The following is an 18424-nucleotide window of genomic DNA, read 5'->3' as shown; positions in this document are numbered from 1 at the left end:
CGTGTCCGGCGGGCTCGCCCTTTTCCCAGGCCCAGCGGGCGGCGGCCATGGCCTCGGCGCCCAGTTCCGGCTTGCCCGGCGCCCCGGCGATCATGGTCAGCTCGTCCTCGACCGGCAGCAGGACCACGGCCCCCGCGCCCGCGGCCGCCGCCGTCTGTTCGGCTAGGATGCGGGCGGCCGCCGCTCGGTCCCCCACGCCGGTCAGGCGCTGGCTGGCGGCCAGCAGGGCCGAGACCGCCGAGGCGCGGCCTTGCGCCGCCCGCGCCTGCTCGCGCACCCGGCCGGCCAGGAAGCCCGTCGTCAGGGCCACGGCCCAGAAGACGATCAGGGTCAGGACGTCGGTCGGAGAGCCGATAGCGAAGCTGTATTTCGGCTGAAGAAACAGGAAGTTGTAGGTCAGGAAGGCGACCGTCGCCGCCGCCAGGGCCGGGCGGAGGCCATAGAGCACCCCCGCCGCCAGCACCGCCGACAGATAGATGACGCCCAGATCGACCCGCTCGAACGTCCGATCCAGCAGCAGGGCCAGGCCGGTGGCGGCGACCACGAAGGCCGCGCCCACGGCATAGCCGCGCCAGCCGCCGGGCAGGGACACGCGCGGATCGCGCGGCGTCTTCTCCTCCAGATCAGCCCCGTCGGTGATGACGTGGACCGCCACGCCGCGCGCCTGACGCAGCAGTTCCGCCGCCAGTGAACGGCCCAGCCACTCTGACAGACGGCTGTCGCGCCCCTTGGCCAGGACGATCTGGGTGACGTTGTTCTGATGGGCGTGGTCCATGACGGCGCGCACCACGTCGTCGCCCGACAGCACCACGGTGCGTCCGCCCAGCTGTTCCGCCAGCTTCAGCGCGTCCGACAGCTTGCCCGCCGAGCCGACGCCGTGCCGCGCGCCCGAGGGCCGGTCGACGTGGGCCACGGTCCAGGGCGCGTCCATCATCATGTCCGACAGCCGTCGCCCGGCGCGGACCAGGGGGGCGGCCATGGCGTCGCCCGCGACCAGGACCAGAATCCGCTCGCCCGCCGCCCACGGCCCGGGCACCCCCTGCTCGCGCAGGCGGGCGATCAACTGGTCGTCCACCGTCTGGGCCGCGCGGCGCAGGGCCAGTTCGCGAAGCGCCGTCAGGTTCTCGACCTTGAAGAAGTTGTCCGAGGCCAGCCGCGCCGTTTCGGGCACATAGACCTTGCCCTCGGCCAGACGCTTGCGCAGCTCCTCCGGGGTGATGTCCACCACCTCGATGTCGTCGGCGCGGGTCAGGACGCTGTCCGGCACGCTCTCGCGCTGACGCACGCCGGTGATGCGCAGCACCACGTCCGACAAGCTTTCCAGATGCTGGACGTTCAGCGTGGTCCAGACGTCGATCCCTGCGTCGAGGATCTCCTCCACGTCCTGCCACCGCTTCGGATGGCGCGAGCCGGGGGCGTTGGAGTGGGCGTATTCGTCGACCAGAAGCAGGCCAGGCCGTCGCGCCACGGCGCCGTCGATGTCGAACTCCAGCAGGGTCCGGTCGCGATAGGCGATGGGATTGCGGGCCATGACCTCCAGCCCGCGCAGCAGGCTCATGGTCTCCTTGCGGCCGTGGGTCTCGACCACGCCGACGACGACGTCGCCGCCTTCGGCTTTGCGACGGCGGGCGGCGCGCAGCATCTCATAGGTCTTGCCGACCCCGGGCGACATGCCCAGAAAAACCTTCAGCCGCCCACGCTTGCGCGGGGCGGCCGGGGTCTTGGTCGTCGGGACGACGGGCGGCGCCATCAGCCCTCCGCGGCGGGACGCGCGAAGCGGGCGTTCAGCGCCATGTTGGTCAGCAGCACGTTGACGCGCGGCTGGCCGAGCACGCCGAACGTTCGGCCCTCGACATGCTTTTCGATCACCTTGCTCACCTCTTCCACCGCCACGCCCCGCGCTTCGGCGATGCGGGCGGCCTGAAGCCGAGCGTAGGCCGGAGAGATATGCGGGTCGAGACCCGAGGCCGAGGTGGTCACGGCGTCGGCGGGAACAGCCGCCGTTCCGACCTCAACCCGCAACGCATCCGCATCCGTCTTGACCCGCTCGATCAGGTCCGGGTTCAACGGGCCGAGGTTCGACCCCGACGAGGCCGAAGCGTCATAGCCGTCGCCCGCCGCCGAAGGGCGCGGATGCAGATAGCCGGGCGCGGCGAAATTCTGGCCGACCAAGGCCGAGCCGACGACCTTGCCGGCCTTGTCCCGAACCAGACTGCCGCCAGCCTGGTCCGAAAAGGCGGCCTGGGCCACGCCCGTCACCGCGAACGGATAGGCGACGCCCAGAACGCCGGTGAACAGGGCGATCATCACGACCGCCGGACGGATGTGGTTCAGCATCAGAAGGTCGCCTTCACGCTGGCGGCGACGCGGCTGTCATAGGCCGAACCGAAGCCGTGCTCGTCGGTGTCGAAATAGCGGACGTCCAGCGCCAGATGATCGGTCATCTGATACGCCGCGCCCAGGTTCCAGGTGGTGTAGTCGAAGTCGGACGACACCCACTGACGGCCCACCGCCGCCGAGAGGGTCCATTTGTCGGCGGGGCTGATCGCGCCGTTGATCTCGGCGTAGGTCGCCTCGTCCTCGGACGCGCCGAAGAAGTCGGGCGAGTAGTAGATCGCCGCCCCCAGCGTCGCCGGACCGACCGCGCGCGAGGTCGCGGCCTTCAGCTCGACGTAGTCATAGTCCGCGCCGTCCGGCTGGCCGGCGTAGAAGTAGCTGACCAGGCCGAAGTCCCAGTTGAAGCCGCCGAACTCGGGCCGGACCCCGGCGTAGAGATCGATCTCGGCGTCGGTGTCGGCGTCCCCGGCGAAGGAGACGTTGCCGGCCCAGGCCCCGGCGTAGAACAGACCTTGGGTCACATCGACCCCGGCGGAAATCGCCGGATCGCTCTCGGTCTGGCTGACGCCTCGGAAGACATAGTCGCTAGCGACGGCGGCGTTGAAAGCGACGTCGGGGCCGGTCTTTTCCTCGGCCTTGGCCGGGCTGCTGCACAGGCCCAGGGCGATGATGGCGACCAGGCAGGCGCCGCCGAACAGGGCGTCGTTGGAGCCGGAAGCTTTAGTGGTGTTGCGTTTACGCATGAGAGTTTCCTTGGTCGCGCTCAGGTCTGGCTTCAGGCCAGGCCGAGGGCGGAGATGAGGATGTCGATGAGCTTGATGCCGACGAAGGGGGCGATCAGACCGCCGAGGCCGTAGATCAGCAGGTTGCGGCCCAGCAGTTTCCCCGCCCCCACGGCGCGGTATTTCACCCCGCGCAGCGCCAGCGGGATCAGGGCGATGATGACCAGGGCGTTGAAGATGACCGCCGACAGGATGGCGCTTTCCGGGCTGGACAGCTTCATCACGTTCAGCGCCGCCAGCGACGGCAGGCCGACCACGAACATGGCCGGGATGATGGCGAAATACTTGGCCACGTCGTTGGCGATCGAGAAGGTGGTCAGGGCGCCGCGCGTGATCAGCAGTTGCTTGCCGACCTCGACGATCTCGATGACCTTGGTCGGGTCGCTGTCGAGGTCGACCATGTTGCCGGCCTCGCGCGCGGCCTGGGCGCCGGTCTGCATGGCCACGCCGACATCCGCTTGGGCGAGCGCCGGGGCGTCATTGGCCCCGTCGCCGCACATGGCGACCAGACGGCCCTTGGCCTGTTCGGCCTTGATCAGGCGCATCTTGTCCTCGGGCGTCGCCTCGGCCAGGAAGTCATCGACCCCGGCCTCGGACGCGATCGCCGCCGCCGTCACCGGGTTGTCGCCGGTGATCATAACGGTGCGCAGACCCATGCGTCGCAGGTCGGCGAAGCGCGCCTTCACCCCCGGCTTGACCACGTCCTTCAGGTGAATGACGCCGACCAGGGCGTCGTTCTCGGTCACGGCCAGAGGCGTGCCGCCCGAGCGGGCGATGCGGTCCACGGCGGCGCGGAACTCGGCGGGCGCGGCGCTTTCGGCCATGCCCAGCGATTTCATCACGGCGTCGACCGCGCCCTTGCGCCACGACTGGCCGTCCGCTTCCAGACCCGACTGGCGGGTCACGGCGCTGAACGGAATGGTCCGGGCGCCGGCGGGCAGGTCGCCCGTGATTCCGGCGTTGCGGCCCAGCTCGACGATGGAGCGGCCCTCCGGCGTCTCGTCGGCCAGCGAGGCCATGACCGCCGCCCGCATCGCCGCCTCGGGACGCACGCCCGGCACGGTGATGACTTCCGTGGCCATGCGGTTGCCGAAGGTGATGGTGCCGGTCTTGTCGAGCAGCAGGGTGTCGACGTCGCCTGCCGCCTCCACCGCGCGGCCCGAGGTGGCCAGAACGTTCACCTTCAGCAGCCGGTCCATGCCGGCGATGCCGACGGCGGACAGCAGTCCCCCGATCGTGGTGGGGATCAGGGTGATGAACAGCGCGCCGAGAACGATCGGGTCCAGCTTGATCCCGGAATAGGCGCCCAGGCCCAGCAGGCTGGCGACCGCGATCAGGAAGACCAGGGTCAGTCCGGCCAGCAGCACCGACAGGGCCAGTTCGTTCGGCGTCTTTCGACGGTCCGCGCCCTCGACCATGGCGATCATGCGGTCGAGGAAGGTGGCGCCGGGGGCCGAGGTGATGCGCACCTTGATCCAGTCCGAGACGACCGTGGTGCCGCCGGTGACGGCCGAGCGGTCGCCGCCGCTTTCGCGGATGACGGGGGCGCTTTCGCCGGTGATGGCGGCCTCGTTGACCGAGGCGACGCCTTCGATGATCTCGCCGTCCGACGGGATCACATCGCCGGCCTCGACCAGGACGATGGAGCCGATCTCCAGCTCCCCCGCCGGGGTCGGCACCACCGTGCCGGTCTTGGGATCGACGATCAGCTTGGCCTTGGTGGTGACGCGGGTGGCCCTCAAGGAATCAGCCGCCGCCTTGCCGCGCCCTTCGGCGATGCTTTCGGCGACGTTGGCGAACAGGACCGTGGCCCACAGCCACAGCGCCAGCTGGATGGCGAAGCCCGCCGCCTGGCCGCTGACCACCGCCACGACCGCCGAAGCGGTCGCCAGCAGGGCGACGATCCAGGTGGCGAAGATCACCGGGTTTCTGAGAAGCTTGGTCGGGTTCAGCTTGACGACGGCGTCGCCGAGCGCCCGGCCGAGCATGGCCCCGGACAATCCGCCCGCGATGGACGGAGAAGCCGCTCTTTGGGACGATGGGGAGCTCGACGGATCGAGCGTGACTTGGGTCATGGGATTATCCGATACGGATCAGAACCGGGCCACGACCTGGAGCATGTCGAAATGCTCCACGATCGGACCCAGCGAGAGGGCGGGGAAGAACTGCAGGCCGCCGAGGATCAGGATCACCCCGATCAGCAGGCCGATGAACAGCGGACCGTGCGTCGGCAGGGTCCCGGTCGAGGGCGCCAGCTTGGGCTTGACGACCAGGGCGCCGGCGACCGCCAGAACCGCGACGGCGGGCACGAACCGGCCCAGCAGCATGGCCAGACCCAGGGTGGTGTTCCACCAGGGGGCGTTGGCGGTCAGACCGGCGAAGGCCGAACCGTTGTTGCCGGTCGCCGAGGTGTAGGCGTAGAGAACCTCGGACAGGCCGTGCGGCCCCTTGTTCAGCAGTCCGGCCAGGGCCTCGGGCAGGACGGCCCCGACGGCCGAGAAGCCCAGCACCGACAGGGGCACGACCAGGACCGCCAGCATGGCGAACTGGATCTCGCGCGCCTCGATCTTCTTGCCCAGGTATTCAGGCGTGCGGCCGACCATCAGGCCCGCCACGAAGACCGCCAGCATGGCCATCAGCACCATGACGGCGATGCCCGAACCGATCCCGCCGGGCAGGATCTCGCCCAGCTGCATCAGGAACATGGTCACAGCCCCGCCCAGCGGCATGTAGCTGGCGTGCATGGAGTTGACCGAGCCGTTCGAGGCGCCGGTCGTCTGGGCCGCCCAGGCCACGGAAGACGGGACGCCGAAGCGGACCTCCTTGCCCTCCATATTGCCGACCGAGGTCTCGACCCCGGCGGCGACAGCGGCCGGCGTCGGCTGCATTTCGATGACGTAGAGGGCCGAGGCCGCACCGCCCAGCAGGATGATCGCCGCCACCACCAGGGCGCGCACGTCCCGCTTGGCCAGGACGCTGCGGCCAAAGGCGAAGAAGGCCGCCCAGCCCAGGACGTTGATGCTGATCGCCGTGATCAGATTGGTCAGCGGCGTCGGGTTCTCCAGCGGGTGGGCCGAGTTGGCGTTGAACACGCCGCCGCCGTTGATGCCCAGTTGCTTGATGGCCAGCTGGCTGGCGGTCGGAAACAGACTGATCGTCTGCGAGCCACCTTCAAGCGTCGTCGCATCAGCCGAGGCCGCCAGCGACTGGGCCACGCCGAGCCCCGCCAGAACCACCGCGACGATAAAGGCGATCGGCAGCAGGACATAGAGGCTGGTGCGGGTCAGGTCGGCCCAGAAGTTGCCCAGACCCTCGCCGCGGCTAGCGATGAAAGCGCGCGCCAGGGCCGCCGCGATGGTCGCGCCGGTGGCCGCCGAGACGAAGTTTTGCACCGTCAGGCCGACCATCTGGGTGAAGGTCGACATGGTGGTCTCGCCGCCATAGCTCTGCCAGTTGGTGTTGGTGACGAAGCTGACGGCGGTGTTGAAGGCCAGGTGCGGACTGACGCCGTCAAACCCCTGCGGGTTCATCGGCAGGACGCCCTGCAACCGCAGCATGGCGTACAGCAGAATGAAGCCCGCCAGGTTGAAGGCCAGCAGGGCGCCGGCATAACCCAGCCAGCCCTGGCTGCGCGTCGGATCGACTCCGGCGGCGCGATAGAAGAGGCCTTCGACCGGCTTCAGCACCGGGTCCAGCCAGGTGCGTTCGCCGTTCCAGACACGCGACATATAGATCCCGATCGGCCAGCCGAGCACGACAGCCAGACCGAGGGTCAGGGCGATCTCCGCCCATCCTTGAATGTTCATTCCGTCGGCTCCGCTCAGAACCGCTCGGGGCGCAGCAGGGCCGCGACCATATAGCCGGCGATGACCAGGGCGCCGGCGCCCCACAGGACGTTCAGCACCATGTCACAACCTCTTCAACGCAACAGCGAGGGCGGCGAAGGCCAGGAAAGCCCCGCCGCCGATCGCCAGAAAGATCACATCGGCCATGCCGAAAGCCTCCAGCTCGTGGGAGCCGGAAGAGACGCCTTAGGGGCGTAAGCGGGCCATGCGGAAAGCGGAGCCGCGCATAAGGCGCGCATAAGGAGGCAGGGCGAGCGCCCCCTGCCGTCGCCCTAGATGGCGTTCAGCGGCGTCTTCAGGAAGCGACGGCCCGAGGGCTCGGGCGGCGGCAGGGCCCCGGCCCGGATATTGACCTGCAGCGCCGACAGGATCAGCTGCGGCGGGCTGAGGCTGGCGTCGCGCATCTCGCGCAAGGCGACGAAGTCGTCCTCGGAGCGGTCGCCGCCGACATGGATATTGCCGGCCTTCTGGGCCCCCACCGTGGTCTCCCAGACGAAGGCCTCGCGCCCCTGGGGCAGGTAGTCGTGGCCGACGAAGACGCGGGTCTCGTCGGGCAGGGCCAGCAGCCTCCGGATCGAGCGATACAGGGTCCGCGCGTCGCCGCCGGGGAAGTCGCAGCGCGCGGTGCCGTAGTCGGGCATGAACAGGGTGTCGCCGACGAACAGGGCGTCGCCGATGCGGTAGCTGACGCAGGCCGGGGTGTGGCCGGGCGTGTGCAGGACCTCGACTTCCAGCTCGCCCAGGCGGAAGCGGTCGCCGTCGGCGTAGGTCTCGTCGAAGACGCCGGCGTCCGGGGTCACGTCGGCGGCCTCGAACAGGTCGCCGAAGGTCTTTTGCACCTGCTTGATCCGCTCGCCGATGCCGACTGGGACGCCGGTGCGGACGCGGATGACGTCGGCGCCCGTCAGGTGATCGGCATGGGCGTGGGTCTCCAGCACCAGCTCCAGACGCAGGCCCTGCTCGGCCACGATCGCCAGCAGACGATCCACCGATCCGGTCGAGGTGCGCGCCGCCGCCGGGTCGAAGTCCAGCACGGGATCGATGATGGCCGCCGCCCCGGTGACGGGATCGGCGACGACATAGCTGACGGTATGGGTCGCCGGGTCGAAGACGCCGGTGACGAGGGGGACGGACGGTGCGGTCTGGGCCATGAGACGATCTCCTTACGACGCCCTATATATTAGATATTGCTAATTTAGCAATGACGCATATATTGCCCGCCATGATCACAGATAAGCCCATCGAACTGGAGCAGTTCCAGCAAAGCGCCGGCGAAGCGACCCGCCTGCTCCGGTCGCTGTCGAACGAGCACAGGCTGATGATCCTGTGCCAGCTCGGCGACGGCGAGATGCAGGTGTCCCAGCTTCAGGCCGGCGCCGGCCTGTCCCAGTCCGCCCTGTCCCAGCATCTGGCCCGCCTGCGCGAGGACGGACTGGTGGCGACGCGCCGGGACGGCACCGCCGTCTTCTACCGCATCGCTGATCCGGCCGCCCTGAAGGTGATCGCCGTCCTCGCTGACATCTATTGCCCCCCACAGTCCTGAAAGACCCCAGCATGACCACGCTCGTTCCCCTGTCGCCCGCCGAGGTCGCCGCCCGTCTGAAGTCCGGCGCGGCGCGCCTGATCGACATCCGCGAACCCGACGAATTCGCCCGCGACCACGTCGTCGGCGCCCTGCCCGCCCCCCTCTCCGTCTTCGAGACCGCCGACCTGACCCTCAAGGCGGGGCAGGACGTGGTCTTCATGTGCCGCACCGGCAACCGCACCGGAGTCAACTGCCAGCGCCTGGCCGACCGCGTCGCCGGCCCGGCCTATGTCCTGGACGGCGGGCTGGACGCCTGGAAGAAGGCCGGTCTGCCGACCCGCATCGACGCCAAGGCCCCGCTGGAGCTGATGCGCCAGGTGCAGATGGCCGCAGGCGGCCTGATCCTGCTCGGCGGCCTCCTGGGCGTGACGGTTCATCCCGCCTTCTGGGGCCTCAGCGCCTTTGTCGGCGCGGGCCTGTTCGTGGCCGGGGCGACGGGCTTCTGCGGCATGGCCCGCCTGCTGGCCGTCGCGCCCTGGAACCGGACGCTGAAGCGGAACTGATCATGGACGCCGTTCAACTGCTGCTCGCCGTTCTCAGCGGCGGGGTGGTGGCCCTGTTCCTGACCGTCTTCGGCGGCGGCGGATCGGTGCTGGCCGTGCCCCTGCTGCTCTATGTCGTGGGGGTGCGCGAGCCCCACGTCGCCATCGGCGTCTCGGCCGCCGGGGTGTCGCTGAACGCCCTGACCGCCCTGGCCGGCCAGGCGCGCGCCGGACGGGTGCGCTGGCCCTGCGCCCTGACCTTCGCCCTGTTCGGCGCGACCGGGGCCTGGCTGGGATCCTCGATCGCCAAGGCGATCGACGGCGAACGCCTGCTGCTCTTCTTCGCCGTCGCCATGGCCGTCGTCGGCCTGGCCATGCTGCGGCCCGCCCGCAGCGAGGGATCGGCGGCGGTGCGCCTGTCGCCCCGCCTGGCCCCGCGCGTCGCCCTGTCGGGGGCCGGGGTCGGGGCGGTGGCCGGCTTCTTCGGCATCGGCGGCGGCTTCCTGATCGTGCCGGGGCTGATGAGCGCGACCGGCATGACCCTGGCCCTGGCCCAGGCCTCGTCGCTGGTCAGCGTCGCGGCCTTCGGCGCCACGACGGCGGTCAACTACAGCCTGTCGGGCCTGATGTCCTGGCCCCTGGTGGCCGCCATGACGGCGGGCGGCGTGGCCGGAACCCTGGCCGGCCTGCCCCTCGCCAGGCGGCTTGGCGCCAACGCGCCCCTGGGCCGTCGCCTGTTCGCCGGCCTGATCATCGTGGTCGCCGTCTACGTCGCGGCCAAGGCCGTCTTCTAGCGCCGCGACGGGCGCCGCCACGGCGCCCGGAACACACCGTTTCGCGGAAATACATGTTTCCTCCGCCCCGGCGGAACGGCGGCGCTTGACGGCCGTTTGCCCCCCCGGAGGAGCGCCGGATATGTATTTGGCGAGGGACAGGCGGCGCGCGGCCGGAGGGTGGCCGCCGCGCCCGACAACAGGTTGCACGGCATGACGTCGCGGGCCATCAGCGTGCGGCGAAGCCTAGCCGTGCCCGCGGACATGGCCGCCCTGCGCATCCTCAACACCGCCGCACGCCTGTCCGAAGAGGAACGCGCCCTGGTGCGGCGGCTGTGTGTCTTTCAGGAGGTGATCGCCGCTGGCGAAGCCTTTACCTCCGAGGGCCGTTCGGTGACGCCTCGGCTGATCCTGAGCGGCTGGGCCTGCCGTCAGCGCACCTTGGCCGACGGACAGCGACAGATCTTCGGCTTCCTGCTGCCCGGCGACGGCCTCGGCCTGAGCGCGGACCCGCGACCGCTGGACGAGACGACGACGGTGGCCCTGACGCGGGTCGAGTGCGTCGACGCCGTCATGCTGCGCGAAATTCTGGCGCTGCAGGACCCTCGGCACGACCGACTGCGGCGCGCGCTGGCCACGGCCCGTCGCTATGAGGACACCTGCCTGCTCAACCATGTGGTGCGGCTGGGGCGTCAGTCCGCCCTGGCCCGGCTGGCCCACCTGTTGCTGGAGCTGCGCGACCGCCTGCAACGGGCCGGCCTGTGCAACGGCGATCGGATGCACCTGCCGCTGACGCAGGAGATGCTGGCGGACGCCCTGGGGCTGAGCCTGGTCCACGTCAGCCGAACCCTGAACCAGATGAAGCGCAATCAGCTGATCGCCATGCAGAACGGCTGGCTGACCCTTCTCGACGAAACCTACCTGCGGTCGGCCTGCGACTACGGCGCCGACTACCCCGTCCTTCATTGAGTCCAGCAGCAAGAGAGAGCGTCATGATTCAGCTTCGTCCTTCGCCTCAGCAGCGCGATGTGCGCCGCTCTCGCCAAAAGGGAGCGAGGCCCGGCCTGCTTCTGGCGTCGGTCGCCGCGGCGGCCCTGATCAGTCCGACAGCCGCCCTGGCCCAGGACGCCGATCTGGCCGCGCGCGTGGCCCGGCTCGAGGCCCTGGTTCTCGACCAGCAGAAGCGCATCGAGGCGCAGGATGCGCTTCTGGCTGAACGCGCGGCCGGCGTCGCGCCCCCGGCCGGGCTCTCCGAGTCCGGCGTCGATCCACGCTGGCGAGTCCAGACCGATCCCTCGGGTCAGGCGATCTTCGGCGATCGCGACATGGCCGCCCTGAGGGCCGGCCAGGCGACAGGTCAGGCGGCCGGCCAGATGGCGGCGAACGAACAGCCACAGACCGCCCCCGCGCCTGCCGGAGCCCCGCCGGTGGAGCCGCCGCTGCTGCAAGCCCGTCGCGAGCAGCTGGCGGCCATCCCCGAAGGCATCGCCGTGCTGAGCCGCCCCGGCAAGCTGTCCATCGATCTGTCGGCCGAGTACACCCGCTCCAGCGCCAACCGGCTGGTCTTCCGCGGCATCGAAATCGTGCCCGGCGTCCAGATCGGGGTGATCGAGGCCAATGAGGCCGACCGCGACACCGGGGTGACGACCGTCGCCGCCAAATACGGCGTCACCTCACGCATGGAGGTCGAGCTGCGCGCGCCCTATGTCTGGCGCAACGACACCATCACCACCGTCCAGCAGCGCGACGAGGCCGTAACCCGCACCATCGACCTGAGCGGCGACGGAATCGGCGACGTCGAAGGGGCCGTCCGCTATCAGATCAACGGCGGCGAACGCGGTCGGCCGATCTTCATCGCCGGCCTGCGGGTCAAGAGCGACACGGGCGAGGGTCCTTTCGACATTCCGCGCGACGAGTTCGGGATTGCGACCCGACTGGCCACCGGCTCGGGCTTCTGGGGTGTCGAACCCAGCGTCAGCTTCCTGTTCCCCAGCGACCCAGCGGTGATCTTCGGCAGCCTCAGCTACTTCGCCCACCTGCCGCGCGACATCGACAAGACCGAGGGGGAAGTCCGCGTCGGCCGCGTCGATCCCGGCGACGCCATCGGCATGGCGATCGGCTTCGGCTTCTCGCTCAATCCCAAGTTCTCGTTCTCGCTGGGCTACAAGCACAACTACATCCGCCCGACCGAAAGCGAGCTGAACGACATCGTCGAAAAGTCCGATTCGCTTCAGGTCGGCGCCCTGCAGTTCGGCATGTCCTACCTGCTCAGCGATCGCTTCAGCCTGAACGGCAACTTCGAGTTCGGGGTGACGGAAGACGCGCCCGACATGCGCTTCGTCCTGCGCGTGCCGATCATCTTCTAAGGCCGCGACCGACCTCCGCTCCCCCGAAGGGAGTGGAGGCCGTCAGCGACCCAGCGCGCCGACCAGGGTCGTATTGAGGTCGTAGGTGATCTGCGCCGCACGCTGCTGGGCGCTGCTGGCGCTCTGCATCGCCGCCAGGTCCGGCAGATACAGGTTCAGCTCCATGTCCTGCCGCAGGTTGCGGTTATTGGCGCTGTTCACGATCAGATTCTGCAGCTGGCCGGACGTCACATTGTGGATCAGGGCCGTGGCGCCATTGCCGTCTACAAGCGCGACGCCGCCGCTGGTTCCGGTGATTCCACGCAGATCGATGCCGTTGTTCAACAACGACGTCATCGCCGAAGCCAGATCCGTCACCCCCGGCACGTCGCCGCGAATCTGTTCAGTGACCGCCCCTTTCGGGGTCCACGTCAGCTGGGTCTGCAGCGCCAGCTTGTTGTCGACATAGGAACGGATCACCACGCCGAAGCCGAAGGTGAAGCCGTTCGTGGTGATGAAGCCGCCGCGCAGGCCAGACAATTCCTCATCGGACAGAGGCTGAGGGCCGGACGGTTCCGCCATCGAGGCCGTCGCCATGAAGGCGGGCGCCAGGACGGCCAGGGCAAGCAACAGAAGGGAACGTACGCGTCGCATAATCATCACCTCAAATACGGATCGAGAGGGAAGCGCGTCGTGACCTGATAAAGCGGCGGCAGCTCCCGCGTCAGTTCCGCCAGGGAATTATTCGGCAGGGCCTGGCCAAGACGGGGTCGGTTCCACGGAACCCATTCCGCCGCCTGGTTGAATCGTTCGGCCGGCTCGCGGACCACGAAGGCGACGCCGTTCCACATCGAGGTGAACTGATCGCGGCTGTAGATCTTCAGCCCCAGGGCGGGGTCGCCGATCAGCACACGACCGTCGTCGTCGCCCTTGAACACCACGAAATGCTTGTAGCCCTCGGTGTCGATCATGACGATCGCGGGCTTGTTCATGCTCGCCAGATCATCCAGCGAGAGCCTGAAACCGTCGGCCTGATAGCCGCTCGCTTCGAGAAAACGCTTCATGTCGAGCAGGGAGAAGCCGACGCTTCGGATCTGCTCCTGGTCGCCGGCGGCGTACATGGCGCGGAACACCTGCTCCTCGCCCACGTCGCGGTCGTAGTGATAGCGCAGCAAAGTCGCCAGGGCGGCCGAGCCGCAGCTGAAGTCGTAACGTTGACGGACCACCGTGCGGAACGGGATGTCGCGATAACTGACGACACTGATCCGGGACGGAGCCGGCCCGTTGCTGAGAAGCACATCGGCGCCCGCAGGCGCCGCACACAACCAGGCCGCACACAAGGCCGCGAGCGGCAGGCCCAGGCCGCCGCGGGAACTGGAGCCTCTGCGTTTCACGGCGTCGGCCCCGTCGTCACGATGTTGATGGTGATCGCGCCTTGAAGATTGTTGTTGTGGCCGGTGTTCATGACGAAGTTGCCCACGCCGTTGTAGCCGGCGAAAGCGTTGGCGCCGACCGTGATCGCGCCGGAGCCGACCGTGTTGGCGTTGATGCTGTTGCCGCTGTTCGTGGCCTTGAGAAGCTGGTCGCTGGCGACGATGACGCTGACGCCCTGACGGCCGCTCAGGTCATGAAGCTGCTCGAGATCCAGAGGTTGAGCCGGAAGCGGCGCCGATGCCGGCGAAGCTTGCGGAACGTCGGGCGGAACGGCTTGCGGCGGAGGGGCGGGGTCCGAGCCGGCGAAGAGAAGCGCGGCGGTTAGAGCGATAAACATGACTTCCTCCCGAAAGACATCGGCGGCCGGTGAACCCGGCCGCCGACAGGACGCTTATTGGCTGCCGCCGTTGCCGAAGGTGATGTTGGCGTTGGCGCTGACCGCCGTCGCCGCCTGGCTGATCGAGGCCATGCCGGTGTTGTTGCTCACGGTCTGAATGCCCGCGAAGCCGGCGAAGGCGCCGTTGTCCTGAGTGATGTTGCCACTCCGGATCCGGGCGTTCTGACTGCCCTTGTTGTCTTCTGAAATGTCGAACTTGACATGGCTTACGGAGGCGCCGAGGTCCTGGTTCGTCAGCGAAACGCGGACATTCCAGTTGGTGGTGTTGTAGGAATCGTCGATCGAGTGGTCGTCCTTGCTGTTGAACGAGTCATCGATCGAGTTGTCGGTCTTGGTGTTGTACGAATCGTCGATCGAGTGGTCGTCCTTGCTGTTGTAGGAATCTTCCACCTTGGTGTTGTAGGAGTCTTCGTTCTTGGTGTTGTAAGAATCGTCGACATCAGTCTTGGTGTTGTAGGAATCTTCGTTCTTCGTGTTGAACGAATCGTCGATCTTGGTGTGTTCCGAATTATCGGTGTTCGTCGAATTATCGTTGAACGAATCATCGACCTTGATGTCGGTGTTCTTCGAATTGTCGTTGTTGGAATCTTCGGTCTTGGTGTTGAACGAGTCGTCGATCTTCACATTGTCCGAATTGTCGGTGTTCTTCGAATTGTCGTTGAACGAGTCATCGACATCGACATCAACGTCGACTTTCGTGGAATTATCTTTGGAATTATCGTTGTAGGAATCGTCGACCTCGACCTTGGACGGGCCGTCGTCGTGTCCGCCGCCGCCGCCGCCGCCGTTGAAGGACTGGGCCTGGGTCATCGTCGCAAACGTCAGCACCCCCAAGAGAACTGCTGCCGAACTCATCAATTTGGCACGCATAGCATTAGCCTCCAGATCAAAATGGATACGGAGGTTCCTCCACCTCCGGACAATCCAATCGCTCTGAACAGCCGTCGTTCCGCATTTTCGCTGCAGCGAAAACGGCCTGAAAACGGACATTCTTCAGCCGCGCACCCGACATTGAACGTCAATTGTTATGGCGACCGCGGGTCTGCGGGCTTTGGATCAGGTCATTTGATCGGGCCATCACCCGGAATAAACTTTGGCGACCGCCGCACTTCGCCACAAACGCCCCCGTTCGCCCTGTGCATGGCGTTTGAGCGCGGCGGATGCTAAGCGCGCGGACCATGATGACGCCCCCTATCGAACGCATCCGCAATTTCTCGGTGGTCGCCCACATCGACCACGGCAAGTCCACGCTGTCGGACCGGCTGATTCAGCACACCGGCGGCCTGACCGCGCGGGAAATGTCGGCGCAAGTCCTTGATAACATGGACATCGAGAAGGAGCGCGGCATCACCATCAAGGCGCAGACCGTGCGCCTGCACTACAAGGCCCAGGACGGGCTGGACTATGTGCTGAACCTGATGGACACGCCGGGGCACGTCGACTTCGCCTATGAGGTGTCGCGTTCGCTGGCCGCCTGCGAAGGCTCGCTGCTGGTGGTGGACGCCTCGCAGGGCGTCGAGGCCCAGACCCTGGCCAACGTCTATCAGGCGATCGACAACAACCACGAGATCGTGCCGGTCCTCAACAAGATCGACCTGCCCGCCGCTGAGCCCGAGCGCGTGCGCAGCCAGATCGAGGACGTCATCGGCATCGACGCCTCGGACGCCGTCATGGCCTCGGCCAAGTCGGGCATCGGCATCGAGGACGTGCTGGAGGCCATCGTCACCCGCCTGCCGGCGCCCAAGGGCGACATCAACGCCCCGCTGAAGGCCATGCTGGTCGACGCCTGGTACGACCCCTACCTGGGCGTGGTCCTGCTGGTGCGCGTCTTCGACGGCGTGCTGAAGGCCGGCCAGCGGGTGCAGATGATGCAGTCGGGTTCGACCCACCTGGTCGACCGCGTCGGCGTCTTCCTGCCCAAGAACACCCCGGTGGAGCAGCTCGGCCCCGGCGAGGTCGGCTTCATCACCGCCCAGATCAAGGAAGTGGCCCACGCCGCCGTCGGCGACACCATCACCGACGAGAAGAAGCCGACCGCCGAACCGCTGAAGGGCTTTAAAGAAGTCCAGTCGGTGGTCTTCTGCGGCCTGTTCCCGGTCGACGCCGCCGACTTCGAGGACCTGCGCGCCGCCATCGGCAAGCTGCGCCTGAACGACGCCAGCTTCACCTTCGAAATGGAATCCAGCGCCGCCCTCGGCTTCGGCTTCCGCTGCGGCTTCCTCGGCCTGCTGCACCTGGAGATCATTCAGGAGCGCCTGAGCCGCGAGTTCAACCTGGACCTGATCGCGACGGCCCCCTCGGTCGTCTACAAGATCCAGAAGCGCGACGGGACCGAGATCGACCTGCACAACCCGGCCGACCTGCCCGACGTGATGCAGATCGAAAGCATCGCCGAGCCGTGGATCAAGGCCACCATCCTGACCCCCGACGAATACCTCGGCGGCGTGATCAAGCTGTGTCAGGACCGCCGCGGGTCGCAGGTCGAGCTGTCCTACGTCGGCAGCCGCGCCCTGGTGGTCTATGAGCTGCCGCTGAACGAGGTGGTGTTCGACTTCTACGACCGGCTGAAGTCGATCTCGAAGGGCTACGCCTCGTTCGACTATGAGCTGACGGACTACAAGGTCGGCGATCTGGTCAAGATGAGCATCCTGGTCAACGCCGAGCCGGTCGACGCCCTGTCGATGCTGGTCCACCGCGGCCGCGCCGAGACGCGCGGACGCGGCATGGTCGAGAAGATGAAGGAGCTGATCCCGCCCCACATGTTCGTCATCCCCATCCAGGCGGCCATCGGCGGCAAGATCATCGCCCGCGAAACCGTCCGCGCCCTGCGCAAGGACGTGACCAGCAAGTGCTACGGCGGCGACGCCACCCGCAAGAAGAAGCTGCTGGAGAAGCAGAAGGCCGGCAAGAAGCGCATGCGCCAGTTCGGCAAGGTCGAGATCCCGCAGGAAGCCTTTATCGCGGCGCTGAAGATGGACGAGGATTGATGCCCCCCTCTGCACCGCCAACGGCCTTCGAGCCGGTGAACATGGTCGAGCGGCAACTGATCGCCGCGGCCAATGGCGATGTGGAGGCGCAGAAGGCGTTCGAACGCTTCATCCTTGACGAGACCCTGTACGTCGCCACCCCGGAAGCACCCGTGGAGGAGGGGCATGCGATTTTGGAGGCGGATACAGACATCCGCCTTCTGAATACGTCACTATCCGACGGTCGGACGGCAGCAGCCGTCTTCACTTCGCCCCAACGTGTGTTCGAGGCCTTTGGCCCAGTCGGCTATCTCGGCATCGCCGGGCGCCAGCTGTTCGAGATCATCCGCAACGATCCCGCCGCGTTGAATCCGGGCCAGCTCTATGGCGTAGTTTGGGAACCAGCGTCGTTGGCAGCCATGCTGGGGCTCCCGACCCAGCGGACGGTCCAGAAGGAAACGACATTCATGCTGGGCTATCCGGCAGATCCGCCGGTTCAGCTAATCGAACGGCTGCGGGCAACCCTGCCCGACGTACCGGGCATTCAGCGAGCCTGGCTCGCGCTGGCCGCTTGGCCGGAGGATGCAAGCCAGACTTGGTATCTGGACGTGCGCACCGACAACTCCGACCGCGAACTGCTTCAGCGCGCACTGGGTTCGGCGCTTGACGGCGTGGACATGATGGACCGTCCTTTGGACATGATCGTAAATCCAGCCGGCCAAAGTGGCGGGACAGGGATCGTCATCATCGGCCCCGAAGCGGACCGCAAGTCGACCAAGAAAACGAGATGGCTGGGACGACTCTTCAGTTGAGCGGGTCTCGTATAAGTTGCTGACTCACTCCCAGTTCACGACTTGTTCTCCCGGCGAAATCGCGGCAGTCTGGAGCCCTGACGGATCGTGGAGCTTGCCATGTCAGAGTACAGCTGGGTCGCCGAGGTTGATCGACAGCTTCGTCGCGATTGGTGCATCAGCGCCGCCGATGCAGGCCTTTCTAGGGAAGAACTCAAGCGCCACTGGGCCGAGGGGCTGTCACCATTCGACTTTGTGGAATGGTTTGCCGAAAAGTACGACCTGATCCGCTTCGAGCCCTACCCTAGGTCTCGGCGGAGCGGCCCTAGCCTTTGAACCGATGCTCGCGGTGATAGGTCAAATACGCCGGGTGCGGCCACTGCCCCGGGTCTTTCGGTAGATTCAGTCGTCCGCTGGCATTGATAAGACGCTCAACCTCGGCAGGAAGGTGGTCCTTCGCCTTCAAGATGGTCATGTCGTTATCCACCGACAGCAACCCCCGGTCGAACATCCAATGAATGGTGCCGGACAGGGCCAATCCATTTCGAACTGAGTCCGGCCCCTTGTCCTCGACCGCCTGAATATGAGCGGCTTGCACTTCTGGCCTACCGCCGCCGTTGATCAGGCGAAGACCCGTCACAGCGCAACGGTTGTCGTATGCGGCGCGAACCAATCGACGAAACGCCA

General features: G+C 67.1%; 19 protein-coding genes. 7 read left to right on the top strand and 12 right to left on the bottom strand.

Features of this window, described 5'->3' with window-relative positions; all coding sequences use genetic code 11:
* From VGE49_RS04815 to VGE49_RS04790, 7 genes are all read right to left on the bottom strand, one after another.
* The coding region (locus VGE49_RS04815; RefSeq protein ID WP_331033438.1) for a DUF4118 domain-containing protein at window positions 1-1750 on the bottom strand (1750 nt) is incomplete at its 3' end.
* Window positions 1750-2337: a potassium-transporting ATPase subunit KdpC gene (gene kdpC / locus VGE49_RS04810; RefSeq protein ID WP_331033437.1), complete on the bottom strand. Its 588-nt coding sequence runs from the start codon at window positions 2335-2337 to the stop codon at window positions 1750-1752. The genes VGE49_RS04815 and kdpC, both read right to left, overlap by 1 nt.
* Window positions 2337-3080 carry a TorF family putative porin gene (locus VGE49_RS04805; protein WP_331033436.1) on the bottom strand — a complete coding sequence of 248 codons (744 nt, stop codon included), beginning with the start codon at window positions 3078-3080 and terminating at the stop codon, window positions 2337-2339. The genes kdpC and VGE49_RS04805 overlap by 1 nt, the downstream gene beginning before the upstream one ends.
* Before the next feature lie 32 nt (window positions 3081-3112).
* Window positions 3113-5194: a potassium-transporting ATPase subunit KdpB gene (kdpB, locus tag VGE49_RS04800; protein WP_331033435.1), complete on the bottom strand. Its 2082-nt coding sequence runs from the start codon at window positions 5192-5194 to the stop codon at window positions 3113-3115.
* A gap of 18 nt (window positions 5195-5212) precedes the next feature.
* A complete protein-coding gene (gene kdpA, locus VGE49_RS04795) occupies window positions 5213-6925 on the bottom strand; it encodes a potassium-transporting ATPase subunit KdpA (RefSeq protein WP_331033434.1) in 1713 nt (570 codons plus the stop codon).
* 14 nt (window positions 6926-6939) lie between these two features.
* Window positions 6940-7026 carry a potassium-transporting ATPase subunit F gene (locus tag VGE49_RS14215; protein ID WP_366871977.1) on the bottom strand — a complete coding sequence of 29 codons (87 nt, stop codon included), beginning with the start codon at window positions 7024-7026 and terminating at the stop codon, window positions 6940-6942.
* Between the two features lie 210 nt (window positions 7027-7236).
* Complete coding sequence (locus VGE49_RS04790; RefSeq protein WP_331033433.1) at window positions 7237-8115, bottom strand: MBL fold metallo-hydrolase; 879 nt, start codon at window positions 8113-8115, stop codon at window positions 7237-7239.
* A 71-nt stretch (window positions 8116-8186) separates the two neighbouring features.
* On the opposite strand from VGE49_RS04790, the gene VGE49_RS04785 reads away from it, so the two are divergent.
* From VGE49_RS04785 to VGE49_RS04765, 5 genes are all read left to right on the top strand, one after another.
* Entirely contained in the window at window positions 8187-8507 is a 321-nt protein-coding gene (locus VGE49_RS04785) for an ArsR/SmtB family transcription factor (RefSeq protein ID WP_331033432.1), read from the top strand.
* An 11-nt stretch (window positions 8508-8518) separates the two neighbouring features.
* Window positions 8519-9052, top strand: coding sequence for a rhodanese family protein (locus tag VGE49_RS04780; RefSeq protein WP_331033431.1), 534 nt, complete (start codon window positions 8519-8521; stop codon window positions 9050-9052).
* A 2-nt stretch (window positions 9053-9054) separates the two neighbouring features.
* Window positions 9055-9825 (top strand): sulfite exporter TauE/SafE family protein, encoded by a 771-nt coding sequence (locus VGE49_RS04775; protein WP_331033430.1) that lies wholly within the window; start codon window positions 9055-9057, stop codon window positions 9823-9825.
* Window positions 9826-10056: 231 nt separating this feature from the next.
* On the top strand, window positions 10057-10773 hold the full coding sequence (locus VGE49_RS04770) for a Crp/Fnr family transcriptional regulator (protein ID WP_331033429.1): 717 nt from the start codon (window positions 10057-10059) through the stop codon (window positions 10771-10773).
* Window positions 10774-10796: 23 nt separating this feature from the next.
* Window positions 10797-12170 (top strand): transporter, encoded by a 1374-nt coding sequence (locus VGE49_RS04765; RefSeq protein WP_331033428.1) that lies wholly within the window; start codon window positions 10797-10799, stop codon window positions 12168-12170.
* Between the two features lie 42 nt (window positions 12171-12212).
* On the opposite strand, the gene VGE49_RS04760 is transcribed toward VGE49_RS04765, so the two are convergent.
* The 4 genes from VGE49_RS04760 to VGE49_RS04745 are packed head-to-tail and all read right to left on the bottom strand — an operon-like array spanning window position 12213 to window position 14850.
* Complete coding sequence (locus VGE49_RS04760; RefSeq protein ID WP_331033427.1) at window positions 12213-12803, bottom strand: hypothetical protein; 591 nt, start codon at window positions 12801-12803, stop codon at window positions 12213-12215.
* A 5-nt stretch (window positions 12804-12808) separates the two neighbouring features.
* Window positions 12809-13543, bottom strand: a complete 735-nt coding sequence (locus tag VGE49_RS04755) for a C39 family peptidase (RefSeq protein ID WP_331033426.1) — start codon at window positions 13541-13543, stop codon at window positions 12809-12811.
* Complete coding sequence (locus VGE49_RS04750) at window positions 13540-13920, bottom strand: hypothetical protein (RefSeq protein ID WP_331033425.1); 381 nt, start codon at window positions 13918-13920, stop codon at window positions 13540-13542. The genes VGE49_RS04755 and VGE49_RS04750 overlap by 4 nt, the downstream gene beginning before the upstream one ends.
* Before the next feature lie 54 nt (window positions 13921-13974).
* Complete coding sequence (locus tag VGE49_RS04745; RefSeq protein WP_331033424.1) at window positions 13975-14850, bottom strand: hypothetical protein; 876 nt, start codon at window positions 14848-14850, stop codon at window positions 13975-13977.
* A gap of 308 nt (window positions 14851-15158) precedes the next feature.
* On the opposite strand from VGE49_RS04745, the gene lepA reads away from it, so the two are divergent.
* Together lepA and VGE49_RS04735 are read left to right on the top strand one after the other, a co-directional pair.
* Window positions 15159-16967 carry a translation elongation factor 4 gene (gene lepA, locus VGE49_RS04740; protein ID WP_331033423.1) on the top strand — a complete coding sequence of 603 codons (1809 nt, stop codon included), beginning with the start codon at window positions 15159-15161 and terminating at the stop codon, window positions 16965-16967.
* Complete coding sequence (locus VGE49_RS04735) at window positions 16967-17758, top strand: enhanced serine sensitivity protein SseB C-terminal domain-containing protein (RefSeq protein ID WP_331033422.1); 792 nt, start codon at window positions 16967-16969, stop codon at window positions 17756-17758. Before lepA ends, VGE49_RS04735 begins: the two co-directional genes overlap by 1 nt.
* A 304-nt stretch (window positions 17759-18062) precedes the next feature.
* On the opposite strand, the gene VGE49_RS04730 is transcribed toward VGE49_RS04735, so the two are convergent.
* The coding region (locus tag VGE49_RS04730; RefSeq protein ID WP_331033421.1) for an HNH endonuclease at window positions 18063-18424 on the bottom strand (362 nt) is incomplete at its 5' end.

This window comes from Brevundimonas sp. (genome assembly GCF_036405315.1).
Taxonomy (GTDB): domain Bacteria; phylum Pseudomonadota; class Alphaproteobacteria; order Caulobacterales; family Caulobacteraceae; genus Brevundimonas.
The sequence above is the reverse complement of the archived record's forward strand: the minus strand, read 5'-3'. Positions and strand labels throughout refer to the sequence as shown.